This window comes from Comamonas sp. Z3 (genome assembly GCF_008121565.1).
Classification (GTDB): domain Bacteria; phylum Pseudomonadota; class Gammaproteobacteria; order Burkholderiales; family Burkholderiaceae_C; genus Comamonas; species Comamonas brasiliensis.
The window spans coordinates 405,873-423,005 of sequence record NZ_VOQU01000002.1 but is presented as its reverse complement, the minus strand read 5'-3'; the positions used below and the strand labels follow the sequence as shown (position 1 = coordinate 423,005).

The following is a 17,133-nucleotide window of genomic DNA, read 5'->3' as shown; positions in this document are numbered from 1 at the left end:
GGTTTGTTGAGCATCAACCCGGACCATCTACATGGTTGAAGCTCCCAGCCCGCGCAAAAGCCGCTTGCAGAATCTGCGCCTGAGCTGGCTGCTGCTCAGCGCCTTCCTGCTCGGCCTGACCTGGTGGCTCAGCGGCCCGGGCCAGCTACCGCGCATCAACGGCATTCTTCAGGACACCTCGGTCTGGCTGCACCAGCGTCCGGCCTCGCCCGAGGTCGTCATCGTGGCTATCGACGATGACAGCATCGCCAGCATAGGCCGCTGGCCCTGGCGCCGCGCACTGCATGCGGCCTTGCTGGATCGCATCGAGCAGGGCAAGCCTCGCGCCATCGGCATGGATGTGGTCTTCAGCGAGGAAGACCTGGACTACCCCGGCGACGATCTGCTGCTGCAGCAAGCACTGAAAAAAAGCGGCAATGTGGTGCTGCCCGTCACACGCGCCGCGCAGAACGGCGCCACCGCTCCGCTGAAGGGTCTTGCCGGCGAAGCTGCCGCACTGGGCCACACGCAGATGCCGATGGATGCCGACGGGGTTGTTCGGCGCTTTTACGCACAGGAAGGCACGCCCACCCAGCCCTGGTGGCATATGGCACTGAGCCTGCACTGCGTGGGCCAGAACGCCGGGCCCTGCCCGCCACCAGCCCAGTCGCCAGCCGGCCCGGCGCCCGCCGACTCCTGGCAAAAGCTGCAGCCGCGCTTCATCGCCTTTGCCCGGGCCTCGCAGGACCGCCAGAAAAGCCTGGGTTCGCCGTTCACCACATACTCCTATATCGACGTCCTGCGCGGCGACATTCCGGCGGCCGCCTTTCGCGGCAAATATGTGCTGATCGGGGCAACCGCTGCCGGTCTCGGCGAAAAATTCACTGCCCCCATCGGCCTGGATGCACGCCTGATCTCCAATGTGGAAATGCTGGGCCATGTGCTCAACGGCATCCTGCAGGGCGCACATCTGGAACCCGCATCTTCCGCACTCAACCGCAGCCTCAATCTGCTGCCCGTGCTGCTGGGCCTGCTGGCCCTGGCCTGGTTCGGCCCCTCCGGCGGGCTGATTTCCAGCATCCTGCTGGCCTTGCTCAGTCTGCTGATTGCCGGCCTGGCACCGCGTTGGGGCCATATCCAGACCGAGCCCGCGGCAGCGCTGCTGAGTCTGGCGCTGGCCTATCCGCTGTGGAGCTGGCTGCGCCTGCGCGCAGCGACACGCTTTCTGGCGCTGGAGCTGCGCGATCTGCAGGACCAGGGGCTGCCGACTGCCAGCCGCAGCGCTCTCAAGGGGGATGCCTTGGATCAGCGCATCTCGGCCGTGGAGCAGGCCTCGCGCCAGCTGCGCTCCCTGCATCACTTCGTGAGCGAAAGCCTGCGCCAGCTGCCATCCGCCACCTTTGTCTGCGGCCGCAACGGACTGGTACTGCTGGCCAATACCGCAGCCCACCGCTATATCGAAAGCCTGGGCCTGAGCCTGCAGCAAGGCGACGACCTGGTCAACCTGCTGGCCGAACTGCACCATGCCGCCAGCGACGAGGAACGCGGCAACACCCCGTTGCTGACGCGCAGCGCCATGCAAAATGCAACGCTGCCTCGCCAAAGCGAGGGACGCGACTCCCAGGGACGCCATCTGATGCTGCTGAGCCAGACCTTCGAGGCACCGCCCACCTCGGGCTGGCTCATCACCCTGGTCGATATCAGCGACCTGCGCAGTGCACAGGCCCAGCGCGACCAGGCCATGCAGTTCATCTCGCACGATATCCGCGCGCCCATCGGCTCCATCATCACCTTGCTGGAGATGCAGCGCACTGGCAAGCGCATCGAATCGGAGGATGCGCTGTTTGCCCGCATCGAGGGCTATGCCCAGTCGTCCCTGCAACTGGCGGACGATTTTGTGCATCTGGCCAGAGCCCAGCGGCAGCAATACCGCAGCGAGGTCCTGGACCTGGGCCTTCTGGCAGATCAGGCCGTCTCGGATTGCTGGGCCCAGGCCCAGCAGCAGAACATGCAGCTGGCGTTCGAACTGCCGGATGCCGAAGCCTGCGTGCATGGCGACCCCGGCCTGCTGCACCGCGCCGTGATCAACCTGCTGACCAATGCCATCAAGTACGGCAAGCCGCAGGATGCGGATGCCGGCGCGGTGGTGGACATCCGCATCGTCGAGCAAGATGGCCACTGGGGTATTGCCGTGCGCGATCACGGCCCCGGCATGGATGAGGAATCGCTGGCCAGACTCAGCCAGCCCTTCGAGCGTCTGCAGCAGCACCAGCGCATGGACGGCGTGGGCCTGGGACTGGCCTTCACGCGCACCGTGGCACAGCGCCATGGCGGCCGTCTGCAGATCAGCAGCCAGCCGGGCCAGGGCAGTTGCTTCACCTTGCTGATCCCCAAAGTCTGAAGCGCCCCAGCACCGCGCAGGAAACCTGAGGGTAAAAACGAAAAAACCTCAGAACTTTGCAGTTCTGAGGTTTGACGTTTTGTGGTGCGGCTGGCAGGAATCGAACCCACGACCCCTTGGTTCGTAGCCAAGTACTCTATCCAGCTGAGCTACAGCCGCAACAGGGTTGTATTGTAGCAGCGCAAAAACCGCTGCCCGGTCAAATCTGGCAACTTTTTCGCACCCGGCAAAGAAAAAGCCTGTCATTGATGAAGACGGCAGGCTTTCATGCAGTCTGGCAGGGTGTGGCGGGCTTGAAACGACGATCAAGGGACGATGAGTCTCAACTATACGGACAGGGCAGCGCCGTCCCGGCAGCGGAATGCAAGTCGACCACTTGGCAACAACAGGCCTGCTCTGCGTCCGCAGCAGTCTGCAATGCTGTTGACGATCAGTTGGCACCACCTCTCGCTCTCCGACAGCCGGCCGTGTAGGCAAGCCACGCTCCTCCCGTCATGGGCAGGAGCCCTTGCCTGGGTGAGTCGGTGAGTAGCTTCAAGTGCCTATTTGCAGATTTGCGTCTGGACATGGAGCGATATGGCCGCTGCTGCTGTGCGTTCTGTGCCAGTGGCAGTGGTGCTGCCGGTTATCAATGCGCCTGCCCAGCCTTGCGTTGTGCGCCGCCCGGTTGTGCAGGAATGCGACGGCTTCGTGCATCTTCCCGCCGCAATGCATGGCGCGAAGGGCAATGCGCGCACGGAGTGTGTGGCGACTGCCAGTCGCTCAAGACCATCCGGATGAACAACCGGCACAACCTATGGAAGCCTCACAGGCGTAAACACTCGGCACGACATCACCCTCGTGCACTTGCGCGCATCCTTGCTGACGTGAACCGTCGGCTTGGTTGAGCGGCTCATGCGCCTGCGGCGCACCGGCTTCGGTATTTGCGGTGGATGGACAGTGACGCCATATGCGCCGTCGCAGGCTGGTGCCGTGCTGCTGCGGCTTTTGGGGGAGCCCGGCCCGATGCAAATCAAGGCCGCGCTCCAGTCAGCCCCTTGGCGCTGCCCTGGAACTCACCGGCAAAGTTGTCGCCATTCAGCGCCGTTGCCTTGGCAAGCCGTCTGTCGCAGCCGCATCTATACCAAGGTATAGCCGCTCCTTCCCAAAAGCGGCTAGACGCTGCTACGGGGAATCCAGAGAATCACCCCCATCGCTCAAGCAATCGCTTCTCAGCACTGCTTGACGTCTATCCATCCCACGGAGAAACGTCTATGGAACCCGACCCTCATAGGTGCTTGTGCACCGCCCTTTTCCCGACCCACGCATGGCAAAAGCACTGCCATGTCCCACCCGTTCGGCTGCCGCTCGAGAACCTCTGATTCCTTTGTGACTAGGGGCTCTCGCTGGCCGCATTGACAGTGAGCCCCCCATGACCCGTCAACCACTCAACATCGCACTGCGCGCCGCCCTGATGTCGCGCAATGTGCACCAAGTCCGCGCCCTACTGGCAACCCATGGTCTGCCTTCTTTCGCCAAGGCCTTGGCACTTTGCTCTCCTCGCGTTGCCGCCGATGCCCTGAGCCTGCTGCCTCAAGACAAGCGCAATGCCGTGCTGCGCCATCTGCCGCGCCACCTGTGCGACAGCTTGTTGCCGCTGGGAATCGCTGTTGCCACGCCCTATCCGACCCGCCGCATACGCTGGGACCTGCTGGCCTGGGGTGATACCGCAGCGCGCATCCAAGCCTGACTCTGCAGGGCCGATTCCCCCTCGACGTGAAGCCGGCTCTTGCCGCCATCTTCTCCCGCAAGGAGCTCCCATGACTTTCCGTATGGCCGCCATGCCGCGACCTGGCACCGCCCTGCTCCTGTGCAGCTTGCTCAGCGCCTGCCATCTCAATACAGCCTCTACCGACACCCGGCCTGCAGAAGTGCCCGCACTGCGCCGCCAGGGAAATATCCTCGAAGTTCCCCCGAACTCTCCTCTGCTGAGCAAGCTGCAGGTGGAGGTCGTGGGCTTGGCCGATCTATCCACACCGGTGACTGCCCCAGCCAGTATCGAAGCCGCGCCGGAGAAACTGGTGAAGCTGGCACCTCCGTTGCCCGGACGTCTGGTGCAGATCCACCGCGTACTTGGCGATACCGTGCACCTGGGCGATCCGCTGTTCGCCATGGACTCGGCCGATATGGCCAATGTACGCGCCGACCAAGCAAAGGCCCAGGCCGCAATGATTCATGCCCAGCGCGAAGCCGATCGTCAAAAGCTGCTGCTGGAAGCCGATATTGCTCCACGCAAGGACTACGAAGCCGCCGAGCTAGAACTGGCCAGAGCGCGAGCTGATATGGCAGCCGTCACGGCCCATCTGGCACAGATGGGCGCTCCCGCCAAGGGCAGTGGCCGTGGCAACTATGTGCTGCGCTCACCGATCAATGGTCGCGTCGTAGAAATGAACGGAGCACAAGGCGGCTACTGGAACGACATCAACGAATCCGTGATGACCGTGGCGGATCTGTCCACCGTCTGGCTCAGCGCCAGCGTGGCCGAGCGTGACCTGGCCAGCATCAGCGTGGGACAGAACGCGCACATCATTCTCAATGCCTACCCGAACCAGCCCCTGCAGGGCAAGGTGCGCTATGTGGGCGAGCTGCTGGATCTCGAAACCCGCACTGTGAAAGTGCGCGTGGCCGTCGACAACCAGGATGGGCGCCTGCTCCCCGGCATGTTTGCCCAGGTGCGTTTTGACGGTCCGGCTCGCCAGGCAACTGTGGTGCCCGTCTCGGCCCTGCTGCAAAGCAGCGTGGGCACCCGGGTATTTGTCGAGCAGTCTGCCGGCCACTTCGTGCAGCGTGATGTGCAAGTGGGCTCCCAGCAGGACCAGCAGGTAGAAATCAGCGCAGGTCTGAAGCCGGGCGAGCGCGTGGTCGTCAACGGAGGAGTGCTCTTCCATGATTGAGCGTTTTGTCTCCCTGTGCTTTCAGCGGCGCAACCTGGTCTGGCTGGTATTCGCCTTTGCCGCACTGTATGGGGCATTCAGCTGGAAGCAACTGCCCATCGAGGCCTATCCCGACATTGCCGATACCACTTCCCAGATCGTGGTCCAGGTGCCAGGGCTGGCGGCCGAGGAAATCGAACAACAGATCACCGTGCCACTGGAGCGCGCCTTGCTGGCCACGCCGGGCATGCATGTGCTGCGCTCGCGCAGCCTGTTTGCGCTGTCGCTGATCACCGTGGTGTTTGAGGACGGCGTGGACGGCTACTGGGCGCGCCAGCGCCTGCAGGAACGCATCAACGAGGTCAACCTGCCCTATGAGGCCAAGGCTGAGCTGGACCCTTACAGCTCGCCGACCGGCGAGGTCTACCGCTACACACTGGAAAGCCCTGTCCGCAGTCTTCGCGAGCTGTCCGAGCTGCAGAGCTGGACCGTGATTCCCCGGCTCAAAAAAGCGGCAGGCGTAGCGGATGTGACCAATTTCGGCGGCCTGACCACGCAGTACATGCTGGAGCTGGCCCCTCAGCGCCTGCTGCAATACGGCGTGACGCTTGCCGAGGTGGTGGAGGCCATCAATGCCAACAATGCCAGCGGTGGCGGCAGCGTGCTGGACCGCGGTGAAGTTTCCTATGTGATTCGCGGTGTCGGTCTGCTGCGTTCGCTGGAGGACATGGGCCAGGTGGTGGTCAAGGCCAGCAAGGACGGCGTGCCAGTGCTGGTCAAGGACCTGGGCCGTTTGATCTATGGGGAAGTGGAGCGCCGCGGCGTGCTGGGCAAGGACGATGACAGCGATGCCGTCAGCGGCATTGTGCTGCTGCTCAAGGACACCAACCCTTCTCAGGCACTACAAGGCATCCATGCCGCCGTCGATGAACTCAATGGCCGTCTGCTGCCTGCCGATGTCAAGGTTGTTCCCTATCTGGACCGTTCCACACTGATCGATCGCACCATAGACACCGTCGGCCACACGCTGATAGAAGGCCTTGTGGTCGTCACCTTGGTGCTGCTGCTATTCCTGGGCAGCCCACGCGCCGCAATGATCGTGGCACTGACCATTCCCATGTCGCTGCTGCTGGCCTTTGTCTTCATGCACCACGCCCGCATCCCCGCTAATCTGCTGTCGCTGGGTGCCATCGACTTCGGCATTTTGGTGGACGGGGCCGTCGTGGTCGTCGAAGGGATGCTGCGCCTGCGTGAGCAGCGCGCCGGTCGGCCACTGTCACCACGCGATGCGATCACGGCCACCTTGCAAGTAGCCCGCCCCATTTTCTTCGGCATGTGCGTAATCGCCACAGCCTATCTGCCACTGTTCGCTTTTGAGCGCATCGAATACAAGCTGTTCGCACCGATGGCCAGTGCCGTGTCTGCAGCGCTGGCCGGTGCGCTGGCCGTGGCCCTGTTGCTGACACCGGCACTGGCCTGGCTGGCTTTCCGCCATCCGCGCAAGATCTTCCACAACCCGGTGCTGCACAGAATGGAAACACGTTACGGACGGTTTCTGCAACGCGCCGTAGGTCGGGGTCGCTGGTGGGCGGTCACCTTGAGCGTGGCCCTGTTGACGCTGCTGGGCCTCGGAGCAACCATCGGCCGTGACTTTCTGCCCTATCTGGACGAAGGCTCCATCTGGCTGCAGGTGCAATTGCCCCCCGGCATCACACTGAGCAAGGCCCAGCATATGGCGGACGAGCTGCGCAGCGCAGCACGCGAGTTCCCCGAGGTGTCCTACGTGGTCACCCAGACCGGGCGCAATGACGACGGCACCGACTACTGGACTCCTTCTCACATCGAGGCCAGCGTAGGCCTGCACCCCTACAAGAGCTGGAAATCCGGCTGGACCAAGCAGGAGCTGATCAGCCATATGGAAGCACGCTTTGCCCGCATGCCGGGCTACAGCGTAGGCTTTATGCAGCCCATGATCGACGGCGTGCAGGACAAGCTCTCAGGCGCCCATAGCGACTTGACACTCAAGGTCTTCGGCGACGACCTGGACCATGACCGCCGCGTGGCCGACCAACTGGTAGCGCTGCTCAAGACCGTGCCAGGTGCCGCCGATGTGGCCGTGGACATCGAGCCGCCGCTGCCCAATCTGCGCATAGAGCTGGACCGTGCCGCTGCCGCCCGCCTGGGCGTCAACGCCGCCGACGTCGCCCAGCTGATCTCCACCGGCATCGGCGGCGCCAGCATTGGCGATCTGTACGTGGGCGAGAAAAGCTACGACATCGCCGTGCGCTTCACACCGGCGGCCAGGGGCAGCGTTGACGCCATCTCCCAGCTTCGCCTGAGCTCCTCCAACGGTGCCCGGGTGCCACTGGCCGATGTGGCACGCATCTCCACCACCCAGGGCCAGAGCGTGATCGTGCGCGAAGGCGGTGAACGCCACATTCTGGTCAAGCTCAACGTCCGCGGCCGCGACCTGGCCAGCTTTCTGGACGAGGCACATGCCACCATCGACCGAGAAATCCAGTTAGACCCGCAACACATCCGCCTGGAATGGGGTGGCCAGTTCGAAAACCTGCAGCGCGCCGAGGCTCGAATGGCGCTGATCCTGCCTTTGACGCTGAGCCTGATGCTGGTGCTGCTGTTTGGTGCTTTCGGCAATCTGCGCCAGCCGCTGATGGTGCTTGCCACAGTGCCTCTGGCCATGATTGGCGGTCTGGCCGGTCTGCACCTGCGCGGCATGACGCTGAATGTCTCCAGTGCCGTGGGCTTTATCGCCCTGTTCGGTGTGGCCGTGCTCTCGGGTGTGCTGCTGGTGTCGCAGATCAACCGATTGCGCCGGGAAGCAGGCCTGGCGCTGCGCGAGGCCGTGATCGAGGGCGCAGTCAACCGCATGCGTCCGGTGCTGATGACGGCAGCCGTGGCCGCCTTTGGCCTGATGCCGGCCATGCTCGCGACCGATCTGGGCAGCGATGTGCAGCGCCCGCTGGCCACGGTGGTGGTCTACGGCCTGACCAGCGCCACCGCGCTGACCCTGCTACTGCTGCCCTCGATCTACTACGCGGTCGAAGCGTGGACGGAGCGCCGGGCACAGCGCCGCGCTGCCGGCGCTGCGAACCAAAGCGACATCGACTGGGACCTGCTGGACACACAAGCCTCTGCAGACCACCCCGAGCAACCCCACACCGGACATTGAAGCCAGCGAGGTCTCCCATGCGTTTTGTCTACATCCACGCCCCACTGACCCAGGCGCTCCGACTGTCTCTGGGCAGCCTTGGCCTGGCCTGCACCATGGCCACACTGGCCGGGCCATCGACGCTCGCCGCGAGCGAACCGGCAACGCCCCCAGCACCGGTCAGTGCCCAGCCTCCACAGTCCGTGCACTTTGCCGACTACCTGCAGGCCGTGGAATCCCACAGCCTGGAACTCAAAGCCCAGAAAACCACCATCACTGCCGCCGAGGCCCAGATTGGCATAGCCGGCTTGCGTCCCGATCCCGAGTTGTCCCTTGAATGGGAACGCGAGCGCATACACACCGGTGAGCCCCGCCCCACAACCTTTACGCCCACCCTGAGCTGGGAAGTGGAGACTGGTGGCAAGCGCAATGCCCGCATTCGCGCGGCCAAAAGCCAGGCTCAACTGACACAGGCCGAGCTTGAAGGATTTCGCAACACGCTGTTCAGCAATGCTGCCACCGCCTTCGCTGAGGCCTGTCGCAGCCGCGAGGTGCTCAAGCGCAAGGAGCAGACACTGAAGGCTCTCAGCGATGTGGTGCAAGCCAACGAAGTGCGCCGCAAGGCGGGTGATGTGGGTGGCGTGGAGTTGCTGCAATCTCGTGTTGAACGCAACCAGTTCGCGGCCGACGTGACCTCGGCCCGCGCCGATGTCGAGGCGGCCATGCTGGCGCTGTCAGTCCCGCTGGGTGGCCGTCTGGCCGAGGCGTTGGGAGCTGCTCAGGAAGAAGTACGCCTGTTTTGCGATTTCACACCTTTCTCACAGGGCGATGACCTGCAAAGCCTGCTGCCAAAGGCCTTGCGCGCCCGCGATGCCATACGCATCGCCGAAGCCACGCTGGCCAACGCCCGTGACAAGGTCGATCTGGCCCAGGCAGAGCGCTGGGTCAATCCCACGGTGTCGGTGGGCGTAGCGCGCACGCCCGGTCATCCGGCCGGGCTAGGCAGCGATGGAGATCCTTATGACGCAGCCGTGCGCTCGCGCATGTTCAAGGTTGGGATCAGCGTGCCGCTGCCGCTCTCGCGACTGAACAAGGGGGCCTTGATCCAGGCCGAAGCCGAAGTGACCCAGGCCATGCTGGAGCTGGACCATGCCCGCTACAAGACCGAGGCCGAGGTACGCGCCGCACAGCTGCGCTTCATGTCTGCCCGCGAGAACGTGCAGCGCTACCGCAACGGCGTGCTGGCCGATGCACAGAAAGTGCTGGAGGGCATGCGCCTCTCCTATCGCCAGGGCGCGGCCTCGCTGCTGGAGCTGTTATCGGCGCAGTACTCGGCCGATGAAGCCTATCAAAACTATCTGCAGGCCCAAGCGGACCTGGCGACCGCCACGGTCGAGTTGCAGCTGAGCGTGGGACAAAAGCCCGCTCTGTGAGGTATTGAAACCAGCCAAGGAAAGAATTTTGAATTTCTTCACATTCTGGTTCGGTCATTTCCTGCGCCGGCGCCACAACCTGAGACTGTTCCGCCGCAGCGCGCTGCCGGGCCTCGAGCGCGGACCTGGCGGCAAGCCCGTCGCCCGGAGCCCCGTGCCTGAGCAACTGACCCGAGCCCTGTGGCGTGCGGCCTGCGATGACATTCCAGGCGCCTTGGTGCGCTTGCAGTCCAGCGAAGCCGGGCTCAGCGACGGCCAAGCGGCAGAGCGCCTGCAACGCATCGGACCCAACGAGGTCGATCACGAAAAACCGCTGCCCTGGTGGCAGCACCTGTGGCAGTGCTACCGCAACCCCTTCAATGTGTTGCTGACCTTGCTGGCCATCGTGTCCTGGGCCACCGAAGACATCCAGGCCACCGTCATCATTGCTGCCATGGTGCTGCTGTCCACCATCATCCGTTTTGTGCAAGAAGGCCGCTCCCAGCGCAGCGCCGAACAGCTCAAGGCCATGGTGAGCAGCACCGCCACGGTGATTCGCCGTGACCTGAGACCTCAGGGCAGCGAAGCGCTCCGGCGCAGCACTGATGAACCCATCAATGCCTGCTGCCGCCCTGTCCGACGCGAAGTCCCCATGCGCGAGCTGGTACCCGGCGACCATATCTGGCTGTCCGCCGGCGACATGGTGCCCGCCGACTGCCGCGTGCTGACGGCCAAGGACCTGTTTGTGGCCCAGGCGGCAATGACGGGTGAATCCCTGCCGGTGGAGAAGTTCACCGTTCGCAAGCACCTCTCCAACGGCATTCTGGAGCAATCCAATCTGCTGTTCATGGGCACCAACGTGGTCTCTGGCGTGGCCACGGCCGTGGTAGTGGCCACCGGCAACCAGACCTATTTCGGACAGGTGGCCCACCGTGCCGTTGCCGCGGGCCGCGCCCCCACCGCCTTCCAGGCCGGGGTCAACAGCGTCTCTTGGCTGCTGATCCGCTTTGCCCTGGTCATGGCTCCGCTGGTACTGCTGCTCAACGGCTTCACCAAGGGCGACTGGATGGAGGCATTTCTGTTTGCACTGTCAGTAGCCGTGGGCCTGACACCGGAGATGCTGCCCATGATCGTCACCTCCACCCTGGCCAAGGGAGCGGTTGTGCTGTCACGGCAAAAAGTCATCGTCAAGCAACTCGATGCCATCCAGAATTTCGGTGCCATGGATGTTCTGTGTACCGACAAGACGGGCACGCTGACGCAGGACCGCATCGCACTGGAACGCCACACCGACGTGTTCGGCAACGAGTCACGCGAGACGCTGCAGCTGGCCTGGCTCAACAGCTACCACCAGACCGGGCTGAAGAACCTGCTGGACCGCGCCGTCGTCGAACACATGGACCAGAACCCTGCCTCCAGACCTGCAAAAAACTGGCAGAAGATCGATGAAATACCCTTCGATTTCGACCGCCGGCGCATGTCGGTGCTGCTGCATCCCGACAACGACCTCAGCAGTACGCTGCTGGTGTGCAAAGGCGCTATAGAGGAAATGCTGGCCGTTTGTACCGGGGTGCGCAACGGCGATGCCACGGTGCCGCTGGACAGCGCCATGCTGGCGCGCGTGCGCGCAGTGACCGAAGGGCTGAACAAACAGGGCTTGCGCGCGGTGGCAGTAGCCAGCCGCCATCTGCCCGTCAGCCCGCTGTCCAGCCGCAACTACGGCGTGGCTGACGAAGCCGGGCTCACCCTGGTGGGCTATATCGCCTTTCTCGATCCCCCCAAGGAGTCCACCGCACCAGCCTTGAAGGCCCTGGCCGAACATGGCGTCGAAGTCAAGGTGCTCACCGGTGACAACGAGCTGGTCGCAGCGCGGGTCTGCGAACAGGTAGGTCTGCATGTGGGGCAGCCCGTCACTGGGCCACAGCTGGAGCGCATGAGCGACTCCGCGCTAGCTGCCGCCCTCCAAAAGCATCACCTGTTCGCTCGTCTCACCCCGTTGCACAAGGAGCGCATTGTCCTTGCGCTACGCGCCCAGGGCCGGGTAGTGGGCTTCATGGGCGACGGCATCAACGATGCTCCTGCGCTGCGCGCTGCGGACATAGGCATCAGCGTGGACAGCGCTGTGGACATCGCCAAGGAAGCTGCCGACATCATCCTGCTGGAAAAAAGCCTGATGGTACTGGAGCAAGGTGTGATCGAAGGTCGACGTACCTTCTGCAATATGCTGAAGTACATCCGCATGACGGCCAGCTCCAATTTCGGCAACGTGTTCTCGGTGTTGGTGGCCTCGGTGTTCCTGCCATTCTTGCCCATGCTGCCGCTGCAGCTTTTGCTGCAAAACCTGCTGTACGACATCTCGCAGATCGCCATTCCTTTTGACAAGGTGGACCCCGAGCTGGTGCACCAGCCTCTGCGCTGGAATCCTCAGGACATAGGGCGCTTCATGCTGTGCTTTGGACCGCTGAGCTCGCTGTTCGACATTCTGTGTTTTGGCACGATGTGGTGGATCTTCCAGGCCAACACGCCTGAGCACCAAACACTGTTCCAGTCTGGGTGGTTCGTGGTCGGCTTGCTGACCCAGACTCTGATCGTGCACATGATCCGCACTCCCCGCATTCCCTTTGTCGAAAGCCGTGCCGCCTGGCCGCTGCTGCTGACCACTGCCGCCATCATGGCCATCGGAGTGTTCATTCCCATGGGGCCTGTGGCCGGCTACTTCAAGATGGAGGCACTGCCACCGCTGTACTGGCCTTTTCTGGTGGCCATCTTGCTGGGTTACGCTGCGCTGACCACCGTGGTCAAACGCCACTACATCCACAGATTTGGCTGGCAGTAAGCCAGGTCCCGGAGCGCTGACGGCGAGAGCTCAGGACCTGAGCATGCACAGGCCCTGAACTCATGGATGGTGCAGCGCGATGGCCACACCACGGTCTTTCTGCACTCTCTGCTGCTGACGTGCCATAGTTGGGTGGTGATCGATGTGATCGTCTGCCACACACTGGCACCACGCTTGGCCTCGACCTCCTCCAGGATTTTCATGAACCACTGGCCCGCCTTCGATATTTCCGCCACGCTCGGCACACTTGCTAGCCTGGTCATCGCCTTCAGCCTGGGCGCACTGATTGGCTTTGAGCGCCAGATCCGCCAGCGCACGGCCGGTCTGCGCACCAACACGCTGGTGGCTGTGGGTGCGGCGGTGTTTGTCGATCTGGCAGTGCGTTTCCACGACCTGTATGGAGGCTCCCCCAGCCCCATGCAGGTCATTGCCTATGTGGTCTCCGGCATTGGCTTTCTGGGCGCAGGCGCCATCATGAAAGAAGGTGCCAATGTCTCAGGTCTGAACACGGCAGCCACGCTGTGGGGCTCGGCCGCCGTGGGCTGCTGCGCGGGAGCCAAGTTGCTGCCTGAAGCCATTTTGGCCGCGTTGTTCGTCCTGGCAGCCAACACCTTGCTGCGTCCCGTGGTCAATCGCATCAACCGCCAACCCATACAGGAGGAATTGAGCGAAGCCACCTACGCGGTCTATGTGATATGCCGCCACACCCAGCAGCCCGAGATCCGCGAGAAATTGCTGCAGTGGCTGGACCAGGCCAGCTACCCGGTACGAGACATAGAGCAGCATGCCTTTGGCCAAGGCGATACCGAAATCGAGGCCACGCTCTATGCCACAGCAGTCGAAGGCGACGAGCTCGACAAGATCATGGCCCGGCTGGAAGCCGAGGATGGGGTGCTGCAAGCCTTCTGGAATGCCAGGGCGGAGGATTGACCTTCAGCCCTACTCACTGGCTGAGCTGGCTGCATTTTTACGCTCCCCCCTTAACCGATGCGATGGCGCAAACAAGCGCTGCCGACCACTCATCTACCATATAGGTATCCCGGCCATTTTTGCCTTGTCACATTGACTGTCTTGATGATGTCGCAACTGCCCCAATCCCTGTCGCTGCGTCGCAGCCTGATCGCCTTGGTGCTGGGAATGGTCATGACAGCCATTTTTGTGGCCGACACCATGACGGAATATGCGGTAGCCGCAGCCGTTTTCTACACCGCCGTCATCCTGATGGCCGTGCGCTGGTTCACTCCACGTACCGTGGTGGTGCTGACAGTGCTGTGCATTGTGCTGACCGTAGTCAGCTTTGTTCTCACACCCACGGGGATGTACCGGGTGGGACTGGTCAACTCCGGGATCAGCGTTCTCGCCATTGCCATCACCGCCTACCTGGGACTGAAGATGGTGGCAGCCCAGGCCGCAGCCCATGCGGCCCAGACCCGGTTGCTGCACATTGCGCGGACCACCAGCCTGGGGGAACTGACGGCCTCCATTGCGCATGAAGTCAACCAGCCGCTGGCGGCCATTGTCACGAGCAGCCAGGCCGGCCAACGCTGGCTGGGCCAACAGCCTCCCCAGCTGGAGAAGGCCAACCAAGCACTGCTGCGAATTCAGGCCGACGCCGAGCGCGCCAGCAATGTCATCACCCGTATCCGCGGCTTGGCGGGTGGCGAAGCCCCACAGCGACAGCGCTTTGTGCTGGAAGATGCGGTACGCGAAATGGCGCAGCTGTCGCAGGGCGTGCTGGAAAAACGCGGCATTGGATTGCGCTGGGAATTTGCCCCCAACCTGCCCGAGGCATGGGCCGACCGCATCCAGATTCAGCAGGTGGTGGGCAATCTGCTGCTCAACGCCATCGAGGCCATAACGGCCGAACACCGGCAAGCTGAAATCACCATCACTGCACGCCGCCTGGACGAGCAACAGCTGCAGTTGACGGTCACCGACTGTGGCAGCGGTCTGTCGCCCGCCGTCCAGGCTCATTTATTCGATGCCTTCTGGACCACCAAATCAGATGGCATGGGACTGGGGCTTACCATCAGCCGCAATATGATCGAGGCCCATGGGGGCCGCATCTGGGCAGAACCTCGAGACGATGGTCTGCCTGGCACGCAGTTTCATATCAGCCTGCCCGCAACAACGGGCTCCCGACCATGAGCAGCATCCCCTCTACCCCTAAACCCACCGCCATGGTCTATGTAGTGGACGACGACAGCTCGGTACGCACCGCCATTGAAGATCTGCTCGCCTCCGTCGGGTTGGACGTCCTGGGCTTTAGCTCTACCGCCGAGTTCATCGCACACTGGCACCGCATCCCTCAGGAGCGCCCCGCATGCTTGGTCCTGGACATCCGCATGCCGGGCCAAAGCGGCTTGGAATTTCAGCGACAGATGCAAGACCTTGGCATAGGGCTGCCGGTGATCTTTGTCACCGGTCATGGCGACATCCCCATGAGCGTGCAAGCCATGAAGAGCGGTGCCATCGAGTTTCTGACCAAGCCATTCCGTGAGCAGGAGCTGCTGGATGCGATACATCAGGGAATTGCGCTGGGACGCTGCCGCCAAGCCCAAACCCTGAGCAGGCAATCGCTGCAGGCGCAATGGGACAGTCTTACCGCCGGTGAGCAGGATGTCGTGCGCAGAGTAACCGCCGGGCTGCTGAACAAGCAAGTCGCTGCCGAATTGGGCGTGAGCGAGATCACCATCAAAGTGCGCCGCGCCCAGGCGATGCGCAAGCTACAGGTCAGGACCCTGGCAGAGCTGGTTCGGGTGGTTGATAGATTGGCTCTCCCATGAACCGCCTTCGGTGCCCGCAGGCGGTTTGCAGGTTCAGCGACCACCTGGGTGCAGGACAAACGAATTGCTCGCTTGCTGCGGCACATCAAACCCGAGCAGGTTTTGGAACAAATCAACTCTGCAGGCAAGCTCTGCTGCGTTCGCAAGCTCTGGGAGAGCCTCATTTTCAAATCAGGCAGCAAGCGATTTCGTGGAAATAACTGAACGCCACCAGCGCTGCGCCAGCAAGGCAGGGACCTCTGACAGCGTCAATGAATCTACCCGCTCCCTCTCTCACTGCCCCTGCAAACCGATGCGGTTCCAGCTCATGGACTACCTGCCTAGGGGCAGTCCATGTCTGAACGAATTGGCTTGACTACAGATATTCAACTGTCAAAAGACGAAGCTGATGCTTGGTCCCTTTCTCAGCGGCCGCCAATGAACGTATTTCGGTCACGCTTGTCCTGACTATGTTTGGGGTGTCAGGCAAAGACTTGCTTGCAGGTTTGGTGCAACTGATCAACGGCCCTGCGCCAAGGCTGGAGGCTTGACAGTGCGGGGCCACCACAATCGAGCCGACCAATTTGATGGTTCCAGTGGCTGCTTGTGTCACAGAAGGAACACACATTTGAAGCGCAACAGCAAGTACTGATAGACAGATTTTCATAGCTACTCCACTTTCAGGAAACGTTTGAAGAAAAGTCTCTTCACATTTGTTAACGACACAAAAAACACCAACTTGAGTTTTATGTGCGCTTCTGTGCTAACAAATTCACCACGACACTCCTGCCGTGTGTATTCCGTGATGTTCCTGGGCGCCCACCGATACCGCACTATTCAGGTTCTGAATGGCTGTTGCGTTCGTTGTGCTGTTCTGGTCAGAAGTCGAGATGGATATCAATATCCCCGCAGAGTTCGTTTACTTTGTACTTGAGGCAGTAGCTGGGGTACGTCCGATCTTTTCGAAGGCCTGTGTAGTTCTGCACCGACCAAGGTCCCCGCACCAGCCCTGATCCCGTCTGTCAATCATCTGGTCTATGAGGCTGTGGATGCACTTGGCGACTCGTTCTCAGCCGACCAAGGATTGCAGACTGTGTCGCAAAGCCACGATGCGGCACAGGAACTGGTGCACATCGCCAGCGCGGCCCGCTTGCGGCTCTGGTGTCTTGTGAGGTGGAGCGTGCGAGCAAGCTACTGGTCACGGAATGGGTCATCCAGTTGCACAAGGCATATCGGGCACTGGCGCAGGCAGGGTACGCATCAGTCTGCGCCCCGGTCAGTCTCGCTGCGCACCATGGTGTCTGCCCAGCAAGTCTTGGCCGCAAGCTCGCAGCCCGGCAAGACAAAAGCAATCCGCAGTGCGCACGCAACACTCTCTCTGGACGATCATGGCGCGCCTCGGTCGGGCTGCACCATGGAGTTTCCCGGGGATCCGCCTTCTGACCTTCCGAGTGTGCATATCTGCAAGCCAGCGTCCTGTTTGAGTCGCCTGTGAAATAACTGCCAGCTTGGGCTTGCCAAGTCAAACCGTGCTTGGCTACAGTCGAAACGTTCCTCGGAGCACTGGAAGCTGCGAGTGATGATGACGATGTGGGAACTGGCTTGGGTGTGCCGTCGTTTGCAAGAACCGAAGGCCTCCAACAGGCATTGAGCGAAACC

The 17,133-nt window shown here is 62.2% G+C and carries 9 protein-coding genes and 1 tRNA gene; 9 read left to right on the top strand and 1 reads right to left on the bottom strand.

Features of this window, described 5'->3' with window-relative positions; all coding sequences use genetic code 11:
* Positions 1 to 31 precede the first annotated feature (31 nt).
* On the top strand, positions 32 to 2,380 hold the full coding sequence (locus FSY59_RS06605) for a CHASE2 domain-containing protein (RefSeq protein ID WP_148728692.1): 2,349 nt from the start codon (positions 32 to 34) through the stop codon (positions 2,378 to 2,380).
* A gap of 82 nt (positions 2,381 to 2,462) precedes the next feature.
* On the opposite strand, the gene FSY59_RS06600 is transcribed toward FSY59_RS06605, so the two are convergent.
* Positions 2,463 to 2,539, bottom strand: a tRNA-Arg gene (locus FSY59_RS06600).
* Between the two features lie 1,252 nt (positions 2,540 to 3,791).
* Here FSY59_RS06600 and FSY59_RS06595 point away from each other — a divergent pair.
* The 8 genes from FSY59_RS06595 to FSY59_RS06560 all read left to right on the top strand — a co-directional run bounded on the left by FSY59_RS06595 (position 3,792) and on the right by FSY59_RS06560 (position 15,495).
* Positions 3,792 to 4,109 (top strand): hypothetical protein, encoded by a 318-nt coding sequence (locus FSY59_RS06595; protein ID WP_003058322.1) that lies wholly within the window; start codon positions 3,792 to 3,794, stop codon positions 4,107 to 4,109.
* Positions 4,110 to 4,179: 70 nt separating this feature from the next.
* A complete protein-coding gene (locus tag FSY59_RS06590; RefSeq protein ID WP_003058324.1) occupies positions 4,180 to 5,313 on the top strand; it encodes an efflux RND transporter periplasmic adaptor subunit in 1,134 nt (377 codons plus the stop codon).
* Positions 5,306 to 8,482: an efflux RND transporter permease subunit gene (locus tag FSY59_RS06585; protein ID WP_148728691.1), complete on the top strand. Its 3,177-nt coding sequence runs from the start codon at positions 5,306 to 5,308 to the stop codon at positions 8,480 to 8,482. Before FSY59_RS06590 ends, FSY59_RS06585 begins: the two co-directional genes overlap by 8 nt.
* A gap of 17 nt (positions 8,483 to 8,499) precedes the next feature.
* Positions 8,500 to 9,894, top strand: a complete 1,395-nt coding sequence (locus FSY59_RS06580) for a TolC family protein (protein ID WP_148728690.1) — start codon at positions 8,500 to 8,502, stop codon at positions 9,892 to 9,894.
* Between the two features lie 28 nt (positions 9,895 to 9,922).
* Positions 9,923 to 12,709, top strand: coding sequence for a magnesium-translocating P-type ATPase (mgtA, locus tag FSY59_RS06575; protein WP_148728689.1), 2,787 nt, complete (start codon positions 9,923 to 9,925; stop codon positions 12,707 to 12,709).
* A 201-nt stretch (positions 12,710 to 12,910) separates the two neighbouring features.
* Positions 12,911 to 13,639, top strand: a complete 729-nt coding sequence (locus FSY59_RS06570) for an MgtC/SapB family protein (protein WP_029158589.1) — start codon at positions 12,911 to 12,913, stop codon at positions 13,637 to 13,639.
* Between the two features lie 144 nt (positions 13,640 to 13,783).
* Entirely contained in the window at positions 13,784 to 14,857 is a 1,074-nt protein-coding gene (locus FSY59_RS06565) for a sensor histidine kinase (protein ID WP_148728688.1), read from the top strand.
* A complete protein-coding gene (locus tag FSY59_RS06560) occupies positions 14,854 to 15,495 on the top strand; it encodes a response regulator transcription factor (protein ID WP_003058337.1) in 642 nt (213 codons plus the stop codon). Before FSY59_RS06565 ends, FSY59_RS06560 begins: the two co-directional genes overlap by 4 nt.
* The last annotated feature ends 1,638 nt before the right edge of the window (positions 15,496 to 17,133 follow it).